Source organism: Rothia sp. HMSC08A08 (assembly GCF_001808385.1).
In the GTDB taxonomy this organism is placed as follows: domain Bacteria; phylum Actinomycetota; class Actinomycetes; order Actinomycetales; family Micrococcaceae; genus Rothia; species Rothia dentocariosa.
Genome location: NZ_KV793082.1, coordinates 27,423 through 47,606, shown reverse-complemented (window position 1 = coordinate 47,606; position 20,184 = coordinate 27,423). Strand labels below are relative to the sequence as shown.

At 53.9% G+C, this 20,184-nt stretch carries 13 protein-coding genes; 11 read left to right on the top strand and 2 right to left on the bottom strand.

The features are described 5' to 3' along the window. Window positions 1–19: 19 nt before the first annotated feature. Window positions 20–316, bottom strand: a complete 297-nt coding sequence (locus HMPREF3164_RS10260) for a putative quinol monooxygenase (protein ID WP_070450863.1) — start codon at window positions 314–316, stop codon at window positions 20–22. Window positions 317–585: 269 nt separating this feature from the next. On the opposite strand from HMPREF3164_RS10260, the gene HMPREF3164_RS10255 reads away from it, so the two are divergent. Next, the gene (locus HMPREF3164_RS10255; protein ID WP_048753412.1) at window positions 586–1,782 is read left to right on the top strand and encodes an RNase H family protein; all 1,197 of its coding nucleotides are present in this window, start codon (window positions 586–588) and stop codon (window positions 1,780–1,782) included. 257 nt (window positions 1,783–2,039) lie between these two features. On the opposite strand, the gene cls is transcribed toward HMPREF3164_RS10255, so the two are convergent. Beyond that, on the bottom strand, window positions 2,040–3,518 hold the full coding sequence (gene cls / locus HMPREF3164_RS10250; RefSeq protein WP_070450861.1) for a cardiolipin synthase: 1,479 nt from the start codon (window positions 3,516–3,518) through the stop codon (window positions 2,040–2,042). A 109-nt stretch (window positions 3,519–3,627) separates the two neighbouring features. Here cls and HMPREF3164_RS10245 point away from each other — a divergent pair, with 109 nt between their 5' ends. The 10 genes from HMPREF3164_RS10245 to HMPREF3164_RS10195 all read left to right on the top strand — a co-directional run bounded on the left by HMPREF3164_RS10245 (window position 3,628) and on the right by HMPREF3164_RS10195 (window position 20,113). Next, window positions 3,628–4,299 (top strand): TetR/AcrR family transcriptional regulator, encoded by a 672-nt coding sequence (locus HMPREF3164_RS10245; RefSeq protein ID WP_246822683.1) that lies wholly within the window; start codon window positions 3,628–3,630, stop codon window positions 4,297–4,299. Between the two features lie 2 nt (window positions 4,300–4,301). Continuing rightward, a complete protein-coding gene (locus HMPREF3164_RS10240) occupies window positions 4,302–6,068 on the top strand; it encodes an MDR family MFS transporter (RefSeq protein ID WP_070450857.1) in 1,767 nt (588 codons plus the stop codon). A 139-nt stretch (window positions 6,069–6,207) separates the two neighbouring features. Further along, window positions 6,208–7,161 carry a phosphoglycerate dehydrogenase gene (locus tag HMPREF3164_RS10235; protein WP_070450855.1) on the top strand — a complete coding sequence of 318 codons (954 nt, stop codon included), beginning with the start codon at window positions 6,208–6,210 and terminating at the stop codon, window positions 7,159–7,161. 528 nt (window positions 7,162–7,689) lie between these two features. Continuing rightward, window positions 7,690–8,685 (top strand): ABC transporter permease, encoded by a 996-nt coding sequence (locus tag HMPREF3164_RS10230; RefSeq protein WP_013398417.1) that lies wholly within the window; start codon window positions 7,690–7,692, stop codon window positions 8,683–8,685. Continuing rightward, on the top strand, window positions 8,682–9,755 hold the full coding sequence (locus tag HMPREF3164_RS10225) for an ABC transporter permease (RefSeq protein ID WP_004006524.1): 1,074 nt from the start codon (window positions 8,682–8,684) through the stop codon (window positions 9,753–9,755). The genes HMPREF3164_RS10230 and HMPREF3164_RS10225 overlap by 4 nt, the downstream gene beginning before the upstream one ends. A gap of 5 nt (window positions 9,756–9,760) precedes the next feature. Further along, on the top strand, window positions 9,761–11,875 hold the full coding sequence (locus HMPREF3164_RS10220; RefSeq protein WP_048754542.1) for an ABC transporter ATP-binding protein: 2,115 nt from the start codon (window positions 9,761–9,763) through the stop codon (window positions 11,873–11,875). A gap of 242 nt (window positions 11,876–12,117) precedes the next feature. Then, window positions 12,118–13,833, top strand: a complete 1,716-nt coding sequence (locus HMPREF3164_RS10215; protein ID WP_065425154.1) for an ABC transporter family substrate-binding protein — start codon at window positions 12,118–12,120, stop codon at window positions 13,831–13,833. Between the two features lie 383 nt (window positions 13,834–14,216). Beyond that, window positions 14,217–15,935, top strand: a complete 1,719-nt coding sequence (locus tag HMPREF3164_RS10210; RefSeq protein WP_048754544.1) for an ABC transporter family substrate-binding protein — start codon at window positions 14,217–14,219, stop codon at window positions 15,933–15,935. Window positions 15,936–16,300: 365 nt separating this feature from the next. After that, on the top strand, window positions 16,301–18,019 hold the full coding sequence (locus tag HMPREF3164_RS10205) for an ABC transporter family substrate-binding protein (protein WP_048753393.1): 1,719 nt from the start codon (window positions 16,301–16,303) through the stop codon (window positions 18,017–18,019). A gap of 387 nt (window positions 18,020–18,406) precedes the next feature. Further along, entirely contained in the window at window positions 18,407–20,113 is a 1,707-nt protein-coding gene (locus tag HMPREF3164_RS10195) for an ABC transporter family substrate-binding protein (RefSeq protein WP_048754545.1), read from the top strand. Window positions 20,114–20,184: the final 71 nt, after the last annotated feature.

Here is a 20,184-nt window from a genome sequence, read left to right as displayed (position 1 = left end):
GAGAACAGGGGGAGTAGAGTTACATCTCGAAGATGCGCACATCCAGCTCTGCGGCGAGCAGCGGCTCCCAGGTTTTCACAGCGGTGCCGAAATGCTCAGTCGCCATATGCGCTTCGAGCGCCTGCTGTGACTCCCAACGCTCAATGAACGCGAAGGCGCGCGGCTCACCCGCAGGGGTCTCACCGGCGGCGGGGCCGAAATCGTAGCTGATATTGCCCGCATCCTTGCGCGATGCATCGACGAGGGCGGGGACGGATGCCAGGAATTCTTCAACGTGCTCGGGCTTGACCGAAACACCTGCATAAACACCGATCATGGTGTGCTCCTTCTCAAGGTTAGATATACCGGATAACTCCAACCCTACACCGTCGCACAGATGCGCGCCAGAGCGGGGCAGAACCTCTCATTCACCGCGCATAATCCCCGCCAAGAAACGGTTTTAGCTTCCCTTTTTAAGGTTCTTCGCTGACTGTAAAATAACCTGTTCAACGTTTGCGCACAGACACCGGCGGGCATATAAAAGATAGTGGAACAATTCCTCACTACACGAAAGAAGGAGACTATGCGGCAAGGGGGTGTACACACGTGGGATTCTCACCGGCTCATATTAAACGGTGCACCCTAACCTGGGAGGCGCCCGACTACAGCACCTCGTACCCAGCGGGCTATACAACTCGGGGCGTGGCTGTGATTGCAGTTGCCGAATACACCCGTAAAACCAAGGGGTACTGTTACAGCACCCTCACGGCTCTCGTCTATATTTCGCGTGAAAACGGTGAGCGCATTGTCATCAACCAGGAACCGGTGGTTGAATCGTGTATGCATTCGCTTCTTGACCCGTGCGATGTGGTGCACCCGAAGACTTTGGGGCGCATTGTGCTTAATGCCTGGGATGTTATTCCTTCGGATTACACGCACCACCTGGTGACGGTTGCTGCCGACCGGCACGATTTGAAGCTTCTTTTTCGTAATTGTGAGCAGCTTAAGAAGGCGATGGAGTACCGGGCATTTGAGAAGGTGCTTGACCCTTACGATAACCATTCGCTGGGTGAGGTGCATGTGCGCCTTGCCGGTACGGATGCCGCCGAGACCATGCGCTATTTTCAGGATCGTGCCGAGCAGCTGACCGAGCAGATGATCGCTGATACGTTGGCAGAGGTTCCCGAAAATCAGCTCGTGGACTATAACGTGTTTACCGATTGTTCCTTTCGCGCCACCCACAATAAGAAGTATTTGCGCGGTGGGCGCATGGGCATTGCCGGGGTGAGCGAGGACGGCTTTTACTTCCACACCCACTATGATGCCGTGAATATTATGACCGGTGAGCTTTCGGCGATGCTCGCGGCGTTTCACGTGTTTTATCACGGCGGTCGCCGCCTGATTATTAACACTGATTCCTTGGGCGCGCTGACTTTTCTTCTTCGGCTGGCGCACAGCCGTTGGGCTTTCGATTATTGGGTGCGTGAGGGCGTGCAGGATGCCCGGGTTATCGCCGAGATGGAACAGCTGACTGCGGCTATTCGGGCGCATCGGGTGATTGTGAAGCATGTGCCGGGCCATACCGGGCACGGTCTGCAGGAGAGCAGCGATTCGGTGTCGAAGATGCACCGCCATTTTCCGGGGCAGATCGTGGATAAGCGGCATACGGTTGAGTTCAACCGCCGGTGCGAGTCGATTATCACGGCTCTGTCGGGGTGCAAGAAGGCCGTGCGGCTGCCCAGTCCGGAGTGGCTGCAGATTAAACCCTCGGCGATACACGCGGGAAATCGCATGTGGCGATAGGCTATATACTATATTTTTGGGTAGAAATGGACGACGCGCGATGCGTCCGCGACGGGTGCGGGCGATCGTGCGTTTTCTGCATTCGCGGAAGAAAACATCGCGGATATGGCGAATCGGTATAAAACCCCATGTCAGCTGGTCTTTCAGAGGCGGCAGAAGGTGCACTTGCACACGGTCATCACCACAGCCGCAGGTACCGCTTCGAGAGTGCGGTCATGCCGAACTCCCTCATGTTACGGGCTTTTCCAGCCCGAGTTTTACAGGAGCGATGACCAGAGTCGGCAGATATTTTCGGTGACTTTAATGCGCTGCGGGCGTGAGGACCACGGGCCGTAACGCAGTTCCGTGCAGATACTTTCGTAGGTTTTCGCAACGTCGGCGAGCGCATCCACCATAGCGGGGTCTGCGATAAAGGTTGATACTTCGAGGTTGAGCGAGAATGAGCGGGGGTCCATATTCGAGGAGCCGATAAACGCCATTTCGTCGTCCACGTACATGAACTTGGAGTGTAGCACCGTGGGGCTGGGGTATTGCAGAATGCGCACCCCGGACTGCAGCAGCGTCTCGTAGTAGGAGCGCTGCGCCATATTAGGGAGGAACTGGTCGCCTTTTTCGCAGACGATCACGGTGGTTTCGATGCCCGAGAATGCTGCGTTGGTGAGTGCCTGCAGCAGGGTTTCGTCGGGTACAAAGTAGGGTGAGCAGATGGTGATGCGTTTTTCTGCGTTGTAGATCATGTAGTTGATTAGGCGCAGGTTGTTTTCCGTCTCGAACCCGGGGCCGGAGGGAACTACTTGGGCGCGCATCGATCCTGGAACGTAGGGGATTTTCGCCTCAATTTCTTCGAGGATCAGCTGGTTTGTTTCGGAGTACCAGTCGGAGACGAATACCGCGTTGAGCTCTTCGACGATGGGACCGGTGCATGAGAAGGTGAGGTCTTTCCACTCCAGACCTTTACGCACGTTTTCTTTGAGGTCGTAGGAGCGGTGGATGGCGTTTTGCGAGCCTGAGAATGCCACTGCGCCGTCTATCACGAGGACTTTGCGGTGGTTGCGCAGGTCGGGGCGCTGCCATTGTAGTCGCCAGGGTTTGATGGGCAGCATCAGGCGCCATTCGATACCCGATTCGTTGAGCATTTTTGTCAGCTGCCGGTATGAGGGGTATTTGCGCGAGCCGATATGGTCGATGAGCACGCGCACCCGCACGCCACGTTTTTGGGCGGCGAAGAGGGCATCCCAGAGTACTTTGGAGGCTTCGTCGTAGGCGGTGATGTAGAACTCGAAGTGAACGTACCGCTGGGCTTTGTTGACTTCCTGCGCCATGATGCGCATGGCTTCGTGGTTGTCGTTGTGCAGGGTGAAGGAGTTCCCGCCGACGAGGGGGAGCGAACCGAGCTTGTAGTTGAGTTGGCTGGCAACCAGGGTTGCTTCGTTGAGCCCGTCGGAGTCGGTGAGCTGCGGGGTGCCGCCGGTGGTCTCGCGGATCAGATCGTTCATGGCGTGCTGCCGGGCTCGCCGGTATTGCGGAAGGTGAGAGGATCCGAAAATCAGGAAGGCTAGGAACCCGATGAACGGGATGAAGAAGATAGCCATGAGCCAGCCGAGTGCGACCACGGGCTTGCGGTTGTAGGGCAACCAGAATAGGGACAGCACACGGATGCTCAGGTCTGCGAAGAACAGAATAATCCTGAGCCAATCGGGTAGGAAGTCGAGGTATCCGGGTGAAAAAAAGTTCACCTTATTATTATGCCTAGCATCTTGTCTTCTGTGGGGGAGAGGCAGGACACGCTGCGTCGCCTGCATAGTGCAGTTGTGCAAAAAATGCAGAAATGCAATAATTGCAGTTATGCAAAAATCTGAGCCGAGTCGCACCGAGACAAGCCTGCGTGAACGCCGCCGTGAACGCACCTGGGTGAACATTCACGAAACCGCCCTGCGCTTAGCCCGCCAGCACGGCATGCGCGGCAGCACCGTCGAAGACATCGCGGCGGAAGCCGGAATCTCGCCCCGCACCTTCTTCAACTACTTCGGAACTAAAGAGGATGCGGTGCTCGGCCTGCGTGCCCCCGCCATCACCGACGACCTGCTCGCCAGCGACCGGGCGCACGAAAACGACAACCTCATCGTGCGTATCACCCATCTGCTGCTGTACATCGTGCGGCACAGCTTCAACTTTGCCAATCACGCAAAATTCCGGGAGCGCATCGACGAATTCCCCGAATTTAGGCACCGGCTGAAGGTACACCATATCAACTGCGAACAGGTGCTCATTGACTATCTCAATACCGTCGATTGGGATGCCTTTAACGCTGCAGGAAGGCGCGGCCCTTTGATAACCCGCCCCGAAAATATGCCGCTGACAGAAACAGCCGAAGAACGCACCCGTGCCACGGTCCAGCTCGCATCCGCGGTGCTGCGGCAGCTGCACTTCGCCAAGGATATTGCCGACGAAGACGAGGTCGAGCGGCGCATCCACAACACCGTCAAAACTTTTCAAGCCCTGCTGAAGGAAAACTAGGAATGACGTCGCACTCAGACAAACCCGCTGAAGCCACCACGGCTGAAGCTAAAAAACATCAAATAGCGCTCATGTTCTCCGGCTTGGTCATCGTGATGCTCATGTCGGCACTGAACCAAACCATCCTCGCACCCTCACTGCCGACCATTGTGGGCGAACTGCACGGCGTGGAGCATATGAGCTGGGTAATTGCCACCTTCATCCTGCTCTCCACCATCACCATGCCGGTGTACGGCAAACTCTCCGACCAGTTCGGGCGTAAACCCTTCCTGATTTTTGCCATCCTCTCCTTCATGACGGGATCTATCATCGGCGCGCTCGCTCCCGATATAACCTGGCTGATCGTCGCCCGCGCGCTCCAGGGAGTCGGCGGTGGCGGCCTCATGATTCTCTCCCAATCAGTGGTCGCAGATGTAATCCCCGCCCGCGAACGCGGTAAATACATGGGTATTATCGGCGGCGTCTTCGCCTTCTCCTCGGTTGCCGGGCCGCTCATCGGCGGGTGGATCACCGAGGGTCCCGGCTGGCGTTGGGCATTCTGGCTCAACCTGCCGCTTGCCGTACTCTCAATCTTTGCCGTCATTTTCCTGCTCCCACACACCGCGCTCAAAGACCGCGAAAAGCGGCAGATCGACTATCTGGGCAGTATTATTCTCATGGCTGGAACCAGCGCGCTCGTGCTCGCCACCATCTGGGGCGGCAATCAGTACGCCTGGAACTCTCCGCAGATTATTGGGCTTCTCATCGCATCCGCCGTCGCGGCCCTGATCTTCATTCCGGTTGAAAACCGCGCCGCAGAGCCGATCATGCCCATGTATCTCTTCACTAACCGCAACTTCCTGCTCACCCTGGGCGCCTCTCTCGCCCTCGGTGTTGCCATGTTCGGTGCCGTCGAGTACATCCCCACCTACCTGCAAATGTCCCTGGGCGTGAGCGCAACCGTGGCGGGTCTGCTCATGATTCCCCTCATGGGTGCCCTGCTCGTGGTCTCCATTATTACCGGACGGCTGGTCTCCGCACGCGGCAAATACAAGGCATATGTGGTCACCGGTACCGCACTCGTGGCGCTTGGGCTCTACCTAATCTCCACCATCACCCCGAGCACCCCCACCTGGATCTTCTGCAGCTACATGGCGGTCATGGGTGCGGGCCTAGGCATGTCGATGCAGTTCCTCACCCTCATCGTGCAAAACGCCTTCCCCGTCACCGTCGTAGGAACCGCCACCGCGGCAAACAACTTCTTCCGCCAAGTCGGCTCAACCGTGGGTGCATCGCTCGTGGGTGGTCTGTTTACCTCACGCCTGAGCAGCCTGCTCAGTGAACGCATGCCCGCGCAAGCGGCAGCCTCGGCGGGGGAACACGGAACCTCCTCCCTGACTCCCGAGCTCGTCAGCAGGATTCCCGAGCCGATTCACGGCATTATCGTGAACGCCTACAATGATGCCCTGATTCCGCTTTTCCTCTACCTGGCACCACTCGGGCTAATCTCCGCGCTTCTGCTTCTCTTCATCCGTGAGGATGCGCTCGCCACCACCATCGAAACGCACACTACTACCGATGTGGCGCGTTCGGCAACCGGTGCCATTGAGGTAATCACGCCCGAAATGGCGGCGAAAGATGCCGAATGCCTGAAGAAAATGCAGGGTGAAGCGCATACCGTGATTGACCCGGAACTTGCCGGTAGTGCATCCGATGAAACGGCTGAAACCGAGCCTCGTGCCGAGGGCCGAGAGGATACCGGCGAACCTTCGCGCGGCACCAAGCCCTAACGGCTTCTTAGGTAACCCTATACAGTCATTCCCCTCTCACGCTATGCTGAAGGGGAGTAACTGTTAACCCCCTCACACGGGATGCAGGTTGCCTTCGTCGCTGAATGCCAACCCGCATGCACCATCTACAGGAGGACCCATGAAGATTCTGATCCCTACCTCAATTACGCTCGACGAAGAGAAACTAGGGCTTGAACCCGGCGATATCGTGCGGCACTACAACCCCACGGAACCTATCGCCGAGGAAGATACCGATGCCGAAGTTCTGATTGCTTGGGCGAATACCGCCGATCAGCTCGCGGATTCCGCCCGCCGCATGAAAAATGTGGGGCTTATCCAGGCGCTTCTTGCGGGACCGGATGCGGTGCGCGCGGCAGGCTTCACCCCAGATGCCGCCATCTGTGCAGGTGTGGGTCTGCACTCGAAGACCGTTGCGGAACATGCGCTCGCGCTGACCCTGAACTTCGTGCGCTTCTTGCCGACGTTGGCGCAGGCGACGGCCGAGCATCGTTGGGCTGAGGAGCTAGGTGGCGCGCAGGAACTTCATCCGAAAGACCAGGTCACAACCCTGCTTGATGCCAATGTGCTTGTGTGGGGATTCGGCTCGATTGGCCAAGAGACCGCGCGGCTCTTCAAGGCTTTCGGTGCGAACGTAACCGGCGTTGCACAGAGCGCGGGGGAGCGCTCCGGATTCCCGGTGATTGCGACCGAACAAATCGATGAATACCTGCCAACTACGGATATTCTCGTGATGGTGCTTCCCACCAGCGATTCGACCTTCAAAGCGCTCGATGCCCATAAGCTGCAGCTGCTGCCTAAGCGCGCCTACCTGATTAACGTGGGGCGCGGTACCACTGTTGATGAGGATGCGCTCATCGCCGCCCTAAACTCCGGCTCGATTGCGGGCGCTGCGCTGGACGTGACGGCGACCGAACCGCTCCCCTCCGATTCTCCCCTGTGGGATGCGAAGAATATCGTGATTACCCCGCATGCCGCCGGTGGTCGCCCCGTAAATCCGGAGGAACTGATTGCCCACAATATTCGTGCCTTCCGCACCGGTGCTGCTGCGAGCGAGTACCGTAACCGGTTCTAGAATTTTCACGAACGTAGAAAGTCACGTGTAAAAGAGATACATTCTCACCCCGTATTCTGTGATGTCATTCATAAATCACAGGATACGGGGTGCTTTTTGGTATGAAATTCATAAAATTTTTTTGCCCTAAATCCCGAAAATATAAGTTAGGGCCTACTTATTTTAGATGTTGGTTTTGCTCCTGTTTACATGGTTTTTCGTGGATTTTTTGGGGTCTGGAGAGGGTTTGAGGCGTTCTGAAAAAATATGACGCCACAAATCTTCGGTGTGTGTAAATCTTTCGTAACTTTTTGCCGAACCTTATTTTGATAGCGATACCGGGGATGCCGCCTCCCAACTCCTCGCAGTACCCCGCAAAATGGTGCTTGTCGGCTGATTTTAAGGCGATGTGGGTTTGGTGGATACCCGAATGTAAATATAAGATAAAGGAACTACGCTTCTAGTGACTGTAGTCACTGGATTATCCGATGACGGAAGCTGTAACACACATGCCTACGAAACCAGAATATCTAGGAGGGGAACCGCCCCATGTTTAGGTATATCCTCCGGAGGTCGCTCACTTACCTCGTGATGGTTTTCTTAACCACGACTATGGGTTATTTTGCGGCTGTTACCACGCTAAAACCTGCCCTTTTGGAGCAGGAAAAGGTGCCGCGCCCCTCGCCTGAACAGGTGAATCGCACTCTCGCCTCCCTCGGACTCGACCCCGAAATGAGTGCGTGGGACAGATACATTCAATGGCTGACGAATGTTGTCACCAAATTTGATTGGGGACGCAGCCCAAACAGCGGATATATCAATCAGGAATTCGGTCAGCGCCTGTGGGTTTCTACCAGATTGATGCTCGCAGCGACTATTTTGACCATTATTATCGGTGTGGCGCTGGGTGTTTACTCGGCAGCGCGTCAGTACAAGTTTTCCGACCGGGTTATTACCGGGTATTCCTATCTCGTCTATATTATTCCTGCCCCCGTGGCATACTTCGTGGTGCAGCAGGGAGCGACCGCCATTAACAACATTGTGGTTGAAAACGGCGGCGAAAAGATTTTCTATGTGACCGGTATTTCGACGCCCGGTGTAACAGGCTTCTGGGATACCACCATAGACATGGCGGCGCACTATGTGGTGCCGACCTTCTGTATGACGATTTTCGGATGGGCCAGCTATCAGATTGCTCAGCGGCAATACCTGCTCGATAACGTGAACGCAGACTTCGTGCGTACCGCTCGCGCGAAAGGACTCACCCGTAACCAGGCGATTACCCGCCACGCCCTGCGTGTGTCCTTTATCCCGGTGGCACAGTCGATTGCATACACCATTCCCACCATTTTTGCAGGTGCCTTCTTCGCGGAGTCCGTGTTTGCATGGCCCGGCATTGGTAAATGGTCTATTGACGCGATCGGCCAGCAGGATGTGAACGCTGCGACCGCTACTCTCGCCTACGGTTCCGTGCTGTTCGCCATCGGTGCCATTATCGCCGATATCGCGACCACGATCGTCGACCCCCGAGTGAGGATCTCATGAGCCAGGTAACTGAAACAAGCACGGTACCTGTCGTGCAGAATGGTGATTTTAAAGTTCTCAACAAGAACGTGATTATCCTCCGCCGCTTTTTGCGCAACAAGGCTGCGGTGTTCGGGCTTATCGTCTTTATCTGTGTGGGGCTTTTCGGGTACTTCGGCAAATATGTTTCTAAGTACTCCGCAACCGAATCTGACTTTATGACCCTCGGCGGTGAAGGCCCCTCCGCAGAGCATTGGTTTGGCACCACCGTGGGCGGTAACGATCTCTTCGCCATGATGAGCGAAGCCGTATGGACCTCAATGGAAATCGGCCTGGTCGTGGGTATCGCCACCGTCATTATCTCCGCGATCTACGGTTGCGTAATGGCGTACTTTGGTGGCTGGATCGACAGGGTTATGCTCTTCCTCTTGGAAACCATGATTATGGTTCCCTCGCTGTTGATTTTGGCGATTTTCATCAACGGTCAGATCGGTAAGCAGATTCAGAAGACCGTTCCCACGTGGATTGTGCTCTCCTCTGTGCTGATTGTATTCGGCTGGATGGGGCCTGCCCGTGTGATTCGTGCGATGGCGCAATCCCTGATTGGGCGCGATTACGTGAAGGCAGCACGCTACATGGGCGTACATCCCTTCAAGATCGTGCTGCGGCACCTCGTTCCGAATATCGGCTCGATGCTCGTTCTGAATTTCACGACCGGCATCATGATTGCTGTGCTCTCTGAGGTTGCGTACTCCTTTATCGGCATCGGTATTACCTACCCGAACTACTCGCTGGGGTCGTTGATCTCCGATGCTGCACAGCAGCTTAATACCCTGCCGCATATGTTCTGGTTCCCCGTTATCTTCTTCTTCCTGCTGGTGGGGCCGCTCTCGCTCATGAATGATGGCCTGCGCGATGCCTTCGACCCGACTTCCATGTCGGTCGGTAAGATCAAGAAGTCAAAGAAACCTAAGAGCCAGAAATCGGCATCTAAGATCGAGGAAGCGGAGGCTCAGGAAGCCGGCGCTGCAGCACCATCAACCGACCCCAATCCCGATGCTCAGGCATCCACCCAGAATGAGGAGGCATAAAACTCATGAGCACTTCTCCCGTTCTGAGTGTTAAAGACCTGCATGTTAGCTTCAATACCGAAAACGGTGTTGTACATGCGGTGCGCGGTGTTGATTTTGACCTTTACGCCGGTAAAACCCTAGGTATCGTTGGCGAATCCGGTTCGGGTAAATCCGTGGCATCTATGGCGATTATGGGGCTTCACCCCACGACCGCCGATATTACCGGGTCTATCACATACAACGGCACCGAACTGCTGGGTCTGAGCGATAAGGAAATGTGCCAGTACCGCGGCAAGCACATCTCCATGATCTTCCAGGATCCGCTGTCTTCGCTGACTCCGGTGTACACTATCGGGGATCAGATTGCCGAAGTCCTCAAAATCCACAATAAGGGTATGAGCAAGCAGGCGATTAAAGATCGCTCTATCGAACTCATGCGCTTAGTGGGTATTCCTTCCCCAGCCGACCGTCTGCGCTCTTTCCCGCATGAGTTCTCCGGCGGTATGCGCCAGCGCATCATGATCGCAATGGCAATTGCCAACGATCCGCGCGTGCTTATTGCGGATGAGCCTACTACCGCGCTTGACGTCACCATTCAGGCGCAGGTGCTTGAGGTTATGGATAAGGCGCAGGATGAAACCGGTGCGGCAACTATCATGATTACCCACGACTTGGGTGTTGTCGCCGGTATGGCCGATGACATTCTGGTGATGTACGCGGGTAAACCGGTAGAAATTGCTAAGGCTGAAGACCTTTACAAGTACCCCAGCCACCCCTACACCATCGGTTTGTTGGGCGCGGTTCCCCGCGTGGATCGCTCGCAGAAGACCTCTTTGGTGCCCATTGAGGGCACTCCACCGAATCTGCTGTACCCGGTGGATCACTGCTCGTTCCGTGAGCGTTGCCCCGTCGCCAAAAACGGCGGTAAGTGCTGCAAGGACGATGCCGGTGAGCCCGAGCTCGCTCCGCTCAAGGGCGCTGGTGAGGGGCACTACTCCTCATGCACTATCTCGCAGGATCTCATCAGTAAGACGGCCGAAGAACTCTATACCGTTCCTGAAACTCCCGTTTCGAAGTTTGAAAGCATTCCGCGCGAAGATCGCGCGCCGGTGCTTGAAGTGCGCAACGTGAAGAAGCATTTCCCGCTCATGAAGGGTTCCCTCATGAAGCGCCGCGTGGGTACCGTGAAGGCCGTGGATGGCGTATCTTTCGATATTCGTGAGGGTGAGTGCTTCTCGATCGTGGGTGAATCCGGGTGTGGTAAAACCACCACGCTGCTGGAAATTATGGAGTTCAGCAAGAAGACCGATGGCGAGGTTCTGATTAACGGTGTCTCTACGCAGGATCATAAATCTGTCAGTGAGATTCTTGAACTGCGCAAGAACCAGCAGATGGTTTTCCAAGACCCCACGGGTGCCCTCGACCCGCGCTTTACCGTGTATGAGATTCTTGCTGAGCCCCTGGAAAACCAGGGCATGAAGCGTCCGGATATTAAAAAGCGTGTGGTTGAGCTGATGAAGATCGTGGGTCTGCAGCCCGATCACGTGAACCGCTTCCCGAACCAGTTCTCGGGCGGTCAGCGCCAGCGTATTGGTATTGCCCGCGCGCTTGCCGTGAACCCGAAACTTGTGGTGCTGGACGAACCTGTCTCGGCATTGGATGTCTCCGTTCAGGCGGGTGTGATTAACCTGCTTGAGGAACTCCGGGCGAGCCTGGGTCTGAGTTACCTGATGGTGGCGCACGACCTCGCCGTGATTCGCCACGCTTCTGACCGGGTTGCGGTTATGTACCTGGGGCGCATCGTCGAGATTGGTCACGTGGATCAGGTCTTTGATAACCCGATTCACCCGTACACCAAGGCTTTGCTTTCGGCTATTCCCGTGCCAGACCCAGAGGTTGAGGCTAAGCGCCAGCGCATCATGCTGGATGGCGACCTGCCCACTCCGGTTAATGCACCGGTAGGATGCGGTTTCTCCAGCAGGTGCCCCATCTTCAAGCTGCTTCCTGAGGATAAGCAGAAGCGGTGCCTGGAGGAAAAGCCCGAGGTTATCACGCTTGACGGCGAAGACCACGGTTATGCTTGCTACTACCCGGATGGTGCAGACCTTCCCGATGTAGCGTTAGAGTCGGTTTCGTAGAACCGCATGTGTGTTGCGGGGGGTGATTCTCATAGGAGAGTCACCCCCGCAACGTTTTAAAGAGATAAAAATTTATACTCTGTGATAAAGCGAAATAGTGATATGAATTACCAGTATTTGAGATTGCAGGAAATAAATTCTCGCTCTGTAATTCCATGAATACAATTAAGGTGTATCAAACGCCGCTACCACGGGCGGTAGCGCTAGACTGTGCGTTTGTCGGTGATAGAAAGAATACGCTCGTGAAAGCTCACTCCACTCTGAACCGCCGCACCCTGTTCGCAGGTGGTGCTGCGCTGGGCACCGCTGGTATGCTTGCGGCTTGTTCCGGTAAAAACGGTGGTTCCGGTTCTACTCAGGCTGCAGCAACGGCAGGTGCGAATATCGCAGACCTCGTGAAAATTAATAAGCAGGATGTTTCTGCCCTCAAATCCGGCGGAAAGCTGCGTCTGGCGGTTACCAGTTTGGGACCAAATTTCAATCCTCTGCATACTCAGGGCGCCGTTGGCGATAATGCTCGTGCTATTTCTTCGTATAATTCTTTGCTCACGAGTGGTCTGTGGCAGCAAGATTATGAAGGTAAAACTTCGCCTAACCCCGACTTCTGCACCGAGTTCACCTCTGCAATGGAGAACGGCAAACAGGTTTTGCATATCACGTTGAATGAAAAGGCAAAATTCAACGATGGTACCCCGCTCGATATTGAAGCGCTAAGAGCGACTCATAAAGTTCTCTCAGACAACAAGACTTATCAGATTCAGAGCACTGGTTTGTACCCAAATATTGAGTCAATCGAAGAAGACGGCAGCGCAACCCGCGTGAAGGTCACGATGTCGAAGCCTTCATACCCGATTGCCAGCCTCTTCAGCTATGTGGTGCATCCGAAAATGACGGATACCGATTTCTTTGCCAATGGTCTAGTGGATAAGCCTAATTCTGATTATGCGGCAGGGCCGTTTAAGGTTGCCGAAGGCGGCTGGAACTCAACCGAGAAAACGCTGACCGTCACACGAAATGACAAATGGTGGGGCGAAAAACCGGTTCTCGAATCCATCACGTTCCGCCTGCTCGATACCCCTGCGCAGCGTTCTGCCTTTGCCAATGGCGAGCTTGACGCCGTAAACGCTAACGTTGTGAGCGTATACAAGGAACTCGAAAATGTTAAGAATGCCGAGTTCCGCCAGGGCCAACGCCTCTTTGCAGGCGGTGTGGTGATGAACCCCGTCAAAGTCGATACTCCGCTTCGCCGCGCCATTATGGTGGGCTTGGATCGTAAGGCGCTTTCCGATACTCGCTTTAAGGGTTTGCCGTTCAACGAGGCCCTGCCCGGATCGAGGATCCATATGCCGTTCTCGGAGTACTATGCCGATAGTATGCCGCAGGCAGCCGATCGGAAGGCTGCGGCCGCTAAGATTCTTGAAGAGGCCGGATACGCTAAAAACAGCGATTTCTATGAAAAGGATGGAAAACGCGCGAAAGTAGTGGTGAACAACTTTAGCGAGGATAACACCATAAAATCTCTGGCGCGTTTCCTCTCTCAGCAGCTTCGTGATCTGGGCATTGAGAGTGATGTTGATCAGCAGCCTGTTAGTAACTTGGGCAAGGTGATGTCTGCCAAGGAGCACGAACTGAGCTTCATTGGGTACAGCGTAAACAGCGACGATGGCACTGAGGGCACCAAGCAGTTCTACTCCCGCGAAGACAACGATGGGGCTGGTTCCGAAGAGATTGACGCCATGATTGAAGAGCTCTTCTCCATTGAGGATGCTAAAGAACGTAACCTCAAGTGCAACGAGATCGAGAAGAAGCATATGGAGGAATTTGCTACGAGCAGCGTCTTCTACAACGGTCCGCAGATCGTATGCTGCCAGAAGAACCTAGCGAACTATGGTGCGTTCCTCTTCGACGATCCGCAGTACAACCCTTCGGCGTGGTCGCGTATTGGATTCACAAACTAGTCGGTTGAGCTATAGCCCTTAGAAATTAGGGGAACGTTTCACAAATATACATAAGGCGCATCCTGCATTCCCTCGCGGGGGAGTGGGGATGCGCCTTGTCTGTGCCCTCATAGCCACACATGATATTCAGTAAATATTCTATATTATCGTAAGTTATGCTCATTATTCCCTGAAAGATACGGAAATACATGCTCAAATTCTGCGTAAATATGCATAAAAATATGTAATCTACAACACATTATTGCTGTTTTTCTTAACTTTCGCATGAAGTTCGGTGTATGGTTCTAGGTATGGATAATTTATGCATAATACTGCATAAGTTATCTCAAAGCCTTTGAAACACCAAGCCCATCGCAGGGCGCATACACGTAAGGAAACACATCATGAGCATCAGCAAAACCCCAGCAGCGTTCATTCCTCATGCACTGACTCGCCGGTCTCTGCTGGGCGTAGCTGCGGCAGCTGGAACCGTCGGTGTGCTTTCCGCATGTGGCGGCGGTGCGAAGGACGGAAAAACTACCGCTCCCGGGCAGGGTGCAAACCTTAAAGACCTCTACGACATCAATGCTCACGAGGTTTCTGAGCTGAAACAGGGCGGAACCCTGCGGCTGCCGGTCGGGTCGATGGGACCAGATTTCAATACTCACACAACTTCGGGCAATATGACCGATACTCAGACCATTATGAGCACCATTCATGATGCAGGCTTGTGGACCCTAGACTTTGACGGTACTACGACCCTCAGGAAAGAATATGCCCAGTCTTTTACCCCCGGCAAAGAGGGTGAGAAGGTTATCGTCAAGATCGTGCTGAATCCCCAGGCCAAGTTCAACGACGGAACGCCTGTTGATGTGAAAGCCCTGCAGACCACCTGGAAAACTCAGCAAAAGGCTGACGGGGAATACAATATTGTGGCCTCGGATATTTATGGATATGTTGAAAGCGTGGAAGCCGAAGAAGATAACTTCCACGTAAAGGTGACATTCTCGAAGCCTTTCTACCCCTTGAACGCCCTGTTCACCTTTATTCTGCATCCGGCGCTGGAAGATCCTAAGGTCTATAATGAGGGCTTTGTGGATAATCTGCATCCCGAGTGGGGCTGTGGACCCTTCACGATCAAAGACGGCGGCTTTAACTCTTCCGAGAAGACCATTACGGTGGTGCCGAACGATAAATGGTGGGGTGATAAGCCCGTGCTGGAGAAGATTATCTTCCGGCAGATGGATGAACCAGCGAAGAAAGCGGCCTTCAAGAATGACGAAATCGATGCTGCGGCTGCCGGAACTGCCTCTGCCTACTCCGAGTTTAAGGCGGTGGCGGGCACGGAACTCCACAAGGGAGTGCGCCTGCATGTTTCCGGTATCGATGTGAACCCCCGGCGGGTCAAGGATGCCGCCGTGCGGAAGGCTATTTTCTATGGGCTTGATCGGGAGGCCCTTGCCAAGATTCGGTACCAGGGCTTGCCCTATGAAGAAGAGATACCCGGATCGATGCTCCACATGCCTTTCTCGGAGTACTATCAGGACGCATTCCCCAAGGTAGAGGGCAGCCCCAAAGACGCCATCAAGAAGGTGCTTGAGGACGCCGGATACACCAAAGACGGCGAGTTCTACGCGAAAGATGGGCAGCAGATTCACTATAAGATCGTGATCTTTGGCGACGATCCTGTTGATAAGGGTATGGCTCAGACCTTTACGCGGAATATGAAAGAAGCCGGGCTCAATATTGAGGTCGATCAGCATCCTGAAGGCGATTTCGGTCGGGTCTTGGGCAACTGGGAGTACGACATTACGTTCGCGGGATACGAGGCGAATAACCCCGATGCTACGGTCGCCACCCAACAGTTCTTCCACTCGTCCAATAGCGACGGTATCGGCAGCCCTGAGATCGACGCCATGATTGATGAAATGCTTCTGATTGAGGACGATAAGGAGCGGAACCTCAAATGCGACGAGATCGAGAAGAAGCATACCGCCGAACTTGCCTTCTTAGGATGCGCTGCTAACGGTCCTCACTACGTCTTCACGAAGAAGGGTCTCGCTAACTATGGTGCGTTCCTGTTCAAGACCATCGACTGGACTAAGGTTGGTTGGGTGAAGTAGTTTTACTTGCTTTCTGACAGATGGGGTGGGTGTTATGCACATTTGCACTCACCCTAACCCGGCGAGCAGATAATATTTTGTCGAGCAGATAACAACCCGTTATCTGCTCGACAAAATATTATCCGCTCGCGCTTTATCGCATTTGCGGATAAAAATTAGTTTTATTCTAAAAAAGCGAATATATGACGGGGGAGAATCTACAGGTTTTACACGGTAGAAAATTCCGTAGGTTGGTAAGGCACGAAAACTATTTGCGGTGGGGTAGGGGGTTCTGTACTATAAAAGCAACATTGTTGTATGTGCCTTGAATCATAGGTGATGTGTCACATCGTATAGACTCGAGGCAGTAAAGGAGAATCCTCATCATGAACGTTCAGAGAACCTTCAACCGCCGCACCCTGCTGACGGGCACTGTCGCCCTGGGAAGTGTTGGCTTACTGGCTGCGTGTGGCGGTTCAAAAGATGACAAGCTAAGCGGCAAAGCAGCTTCTAGCGCGGAAGAAGTTGTCAAGAATCTGCAGATTAACAAGCAAGACTACTCTTCACTGAAGAAGGGTGGCGAACTGAAACTTTCCGTAAGTGCTTTGGGCCCGGACTTCAACACCATGACTCAGAGCGGCTATACCACAGAGAACCTAGCAGCTTTTGGAGGCCCTTGTAACATACCAGCCGTTGTTGGTTTTTATAATACGGACCCTGCAGGCGAACGCTCTATCAACAAAGATTTCTGTTTGGAACACAAGATGGAGACTAAAGATGGGGTTCAGACCGTAGAATTCAAGATTAACCCCAAGGCGGTCTTTAATGACGGTACTCCTATTGACGTTGAAGCAGTCAAAGCATACTGGGAGATCTATAAGGGTGGCGGAGACTCAGGCTACAACATTATCCCCAACCCTTCATGGGAGCAGATGGAAAGTATTGAAGCTGTCGATGGTGACAAGTTCCATGTGAAGATTACTCTCTCAACTCCATACTATCTATCGGATGACCTGGGTACGTTTGCTACACATCCTGCTCTTGTTGATAAGAAGCTGTTCAACGATGGTTTTGTTGATAAGCCTATGGATCAATACTGGGCTGGTCCTTTTAAGGTAAGTAACTGGAACTCTTCTGAGAAGGTTATTACTTTGGCTCCGAACGATAAGTGGTGGGGCGAGAAGAAGCCATTGCTGGAGAAGATTATCTGGCGTCAGATGGGTATCGATTCTCTTCGGGCTGCGTTTAAGAACGGTGAACTGGATGCCGCAGGATTTACCGATGCTGCAACCTATAGCGCGGTTAAGGGGCAGAACGGTACTGAAATTCGTTCAGGTCAGAATACTGGCGTGCAGAACTTGCAGTTTAATGCTACTCGCGTTACAGATCTGGCGGTTCGCCGTGCTGCTTTTGCAGCGGTTGATCGTTCTCAACTAGCAGATGTTACCTTTAAGCAGGTTGGCTGGGAAGAACCAATGCCCGGGTCTATGCTCGCTATGCCCTTCCAGAAGGGATACGAGGATAACGTTCCGAAGGATTCGGGAGCAGATGCTGCCAAGAAGATTCTGGAAGAAGCAGGGTACACCAAGAGCGGTGACTTTTACCAGAAGGACGGTAAGACTGCAGGATTCTCGATTACTACTTTCGGTAGTGATACCGTCACCCAAGCAAAATTCCAGCGAATAGAGCAACAGCTTAAACAAGCCGGTATTAAAGTAACCAACGATAATCAGCCAGAGTCGAATTTTAACTCTGTCGTGGGTACGAAGAGTTACGATTGTACGCTTTCCGGTTGGGCTGTAGGCGCGATTATGGCAGATAGCCCCCAGTACTTCTACACCAAGGATATTAACAACGGTGTGGGTGACGACGAAATCGATAAGCTGATTGCTAAGATTTCGGCAACTGAATCTAAAGATGAGCAGATTAAGCTTGCCAATCAGGTAGAGAAGCTCCACATGGAAAAGGTTGCTATTTACTTGCCCTTCGCTAATGGTCCGAGCTACTCGGCTGTGAAGAGTAAGCTGGCAAACTACGGTCCTCGCTTGTTCCAGACAAGTTATACAGATGCTAATCTATGGGTCAATGTAGGCTGGCAGGAGTAGTCAATCTTGCAGCACTGTTGAGCCGAAGTGCCCCTGACCGATATGCGGTTGGGGGCACTTGCTTTTGCTGGGCTGTTTTCTGAAAGATACTAGTAGTCGCTGAGATGAAGCCCTTGAGGTTCTGTGCTGGTCCTATGTAATTCCAACCAGTGAAGGCGGTATATACCTCCGCCGCCGACAGCCACCGGCAAGATCAGCGTGGCGAAGATCAAAAGATGAAGGGTGTTGCGAAAGCTCATGAAACCGCGTGAAATAAGCTCAAAAGGCAGGATAGCCGGGATATAATTAAGCAGGGATGTTTTACTGTTGTGCATCCGGTATGTTTTACCCATTCACGGCGAACTAGCTCACCCGGCACAGATTCTCCCCAGAACCTCAGGAGCTTCGATGAAGAACGTATCTGTCTCTCGCAGAACCCTGCTCACTGGTACTCTTGCGCTCTCAGGAATCGGCGTGCTCACCGCCTGCCAATCCGGAACCAACGCTTCAGAACTGCCCGGCTCGGGCTGGGGAACAGACTCTCAAGAAGCAACAGCAACCAACCCGCGCGATAGAGCCGAGTTGCGCGAAGGCGGCAGCCTCAACCTGTCATATCCAGCTATCGGACCAAACTTTAACATTACCTCTGAATCCGGGTACGGAATCTCAATGCTCACTATTCACGCGGCCGTGAACTCGGCGGCCGCCACCGGGGGATGGATAAGCGACTACGCCGGAAACCTCACTACCAACCCCGACTACGTTACCGAGTTCAAAGCCGAAACCGCGAACGGTACACAAACCATCAGCATCAAGATCAACCCAAAAGCCACGTTTAACGATGGAACCCCTATCGACATTGAGGCACTGCGCACCACCTGGGAAATCCTGCGCGGCAAAGACGACGGCGGCAACGACTACCGAATACACGACGGGGGAGCCTGGAAACAGATAGCCTCGATCGAAGAAGCAGGTGACAAACACACCATCAGCATTACCATGAAAACCCCGTGGTACCCAGCCGATGGAAGCCTCTGCATCTTCCTGCACCCGGCGCTAAAAGACCCGGAGCTCTTCAACAACGGCTTTGATAAACCCCTTGATAAATACTGGGCGGGACCCTACAAAGTTCAAGAGTGGAATACCGCCGAAAGATACCTGAGAGTCGAGCGAAATCCAGCATGGTGGGGCACACAGCCCCTTCTCGATACCATCACCTGGTACGAGATAGAAGACAGCGCCGAAGAACGCGCATCCTTCAAAACCGGAGAACTTGATGTTGTTAACGTGAACACCGTGAGCGCCTACAACGACATCACGAGTGTTGCAGACATCGAAATTCGCCGCGGAATGGCGCTCTACGCGGGCGTTTTACAGCTCAACCCCCGCAAAGTTCCACTGCCCATACGCCAGGCCGTGGTTGCCGGAATCGACCGCAAACAGATTCAGCATATACGTTTCGGACAGCTTGGCTGGAAAGAAACCCTGCCCGGCTCGCTCTGCTTCCTGCCGCTCCAAAACGGGTACCGCAACAACTATCCCAGCAGACCAAGCATCGAAAACGCCGTCAAAATCCTTGAGAAAGCCGGATACACTCGCGCAGGTATTTACACCAAAGGCGAAGAAAAAGCCGCCCTGACCATCACCAACTTCACGACCGAGCCAACGGTGGCTTCCATGAGCAACTTCATGATGGAACAACTCAAGCGCATGGGGATTGACGCCAAGGTTGAAACCCGCCCAGCCAACGAATACAGCACTGCGCTCGCCGCTGGCGACTACGATGCGGTTTTCACCGGGTACAGCATCACCCCAACCCCCGTGGAGGCGGTTAACTACCTGTACGCTTCCGTCACGGAAGGCTGGAGCACCGAAGAAATCCGCAGCATGGCGGCGCAGATGCTGGGAACCGAGGATACACACCAGCAGCTGGAACGCGCCAACGCCATTGAACAGAAGCATCAGCAGGATGTTGCCACCTATATTCCGCTGTACAACGGGCCCAACTATCTTGCGGTGCGCAAAAAACTCGCCAACTATGGTCCCGCGCTCTTCGCAGCACCCTACTACGACCCCAATGTGTGGATTAACGTGGGGTGGGAGAAAAAATCGTAGTATGAACCGGGGGCTTAAGAGGCTCCGCCGCCATGACTAAACAACGGAATATCACAAAAGCCCCACGTGCA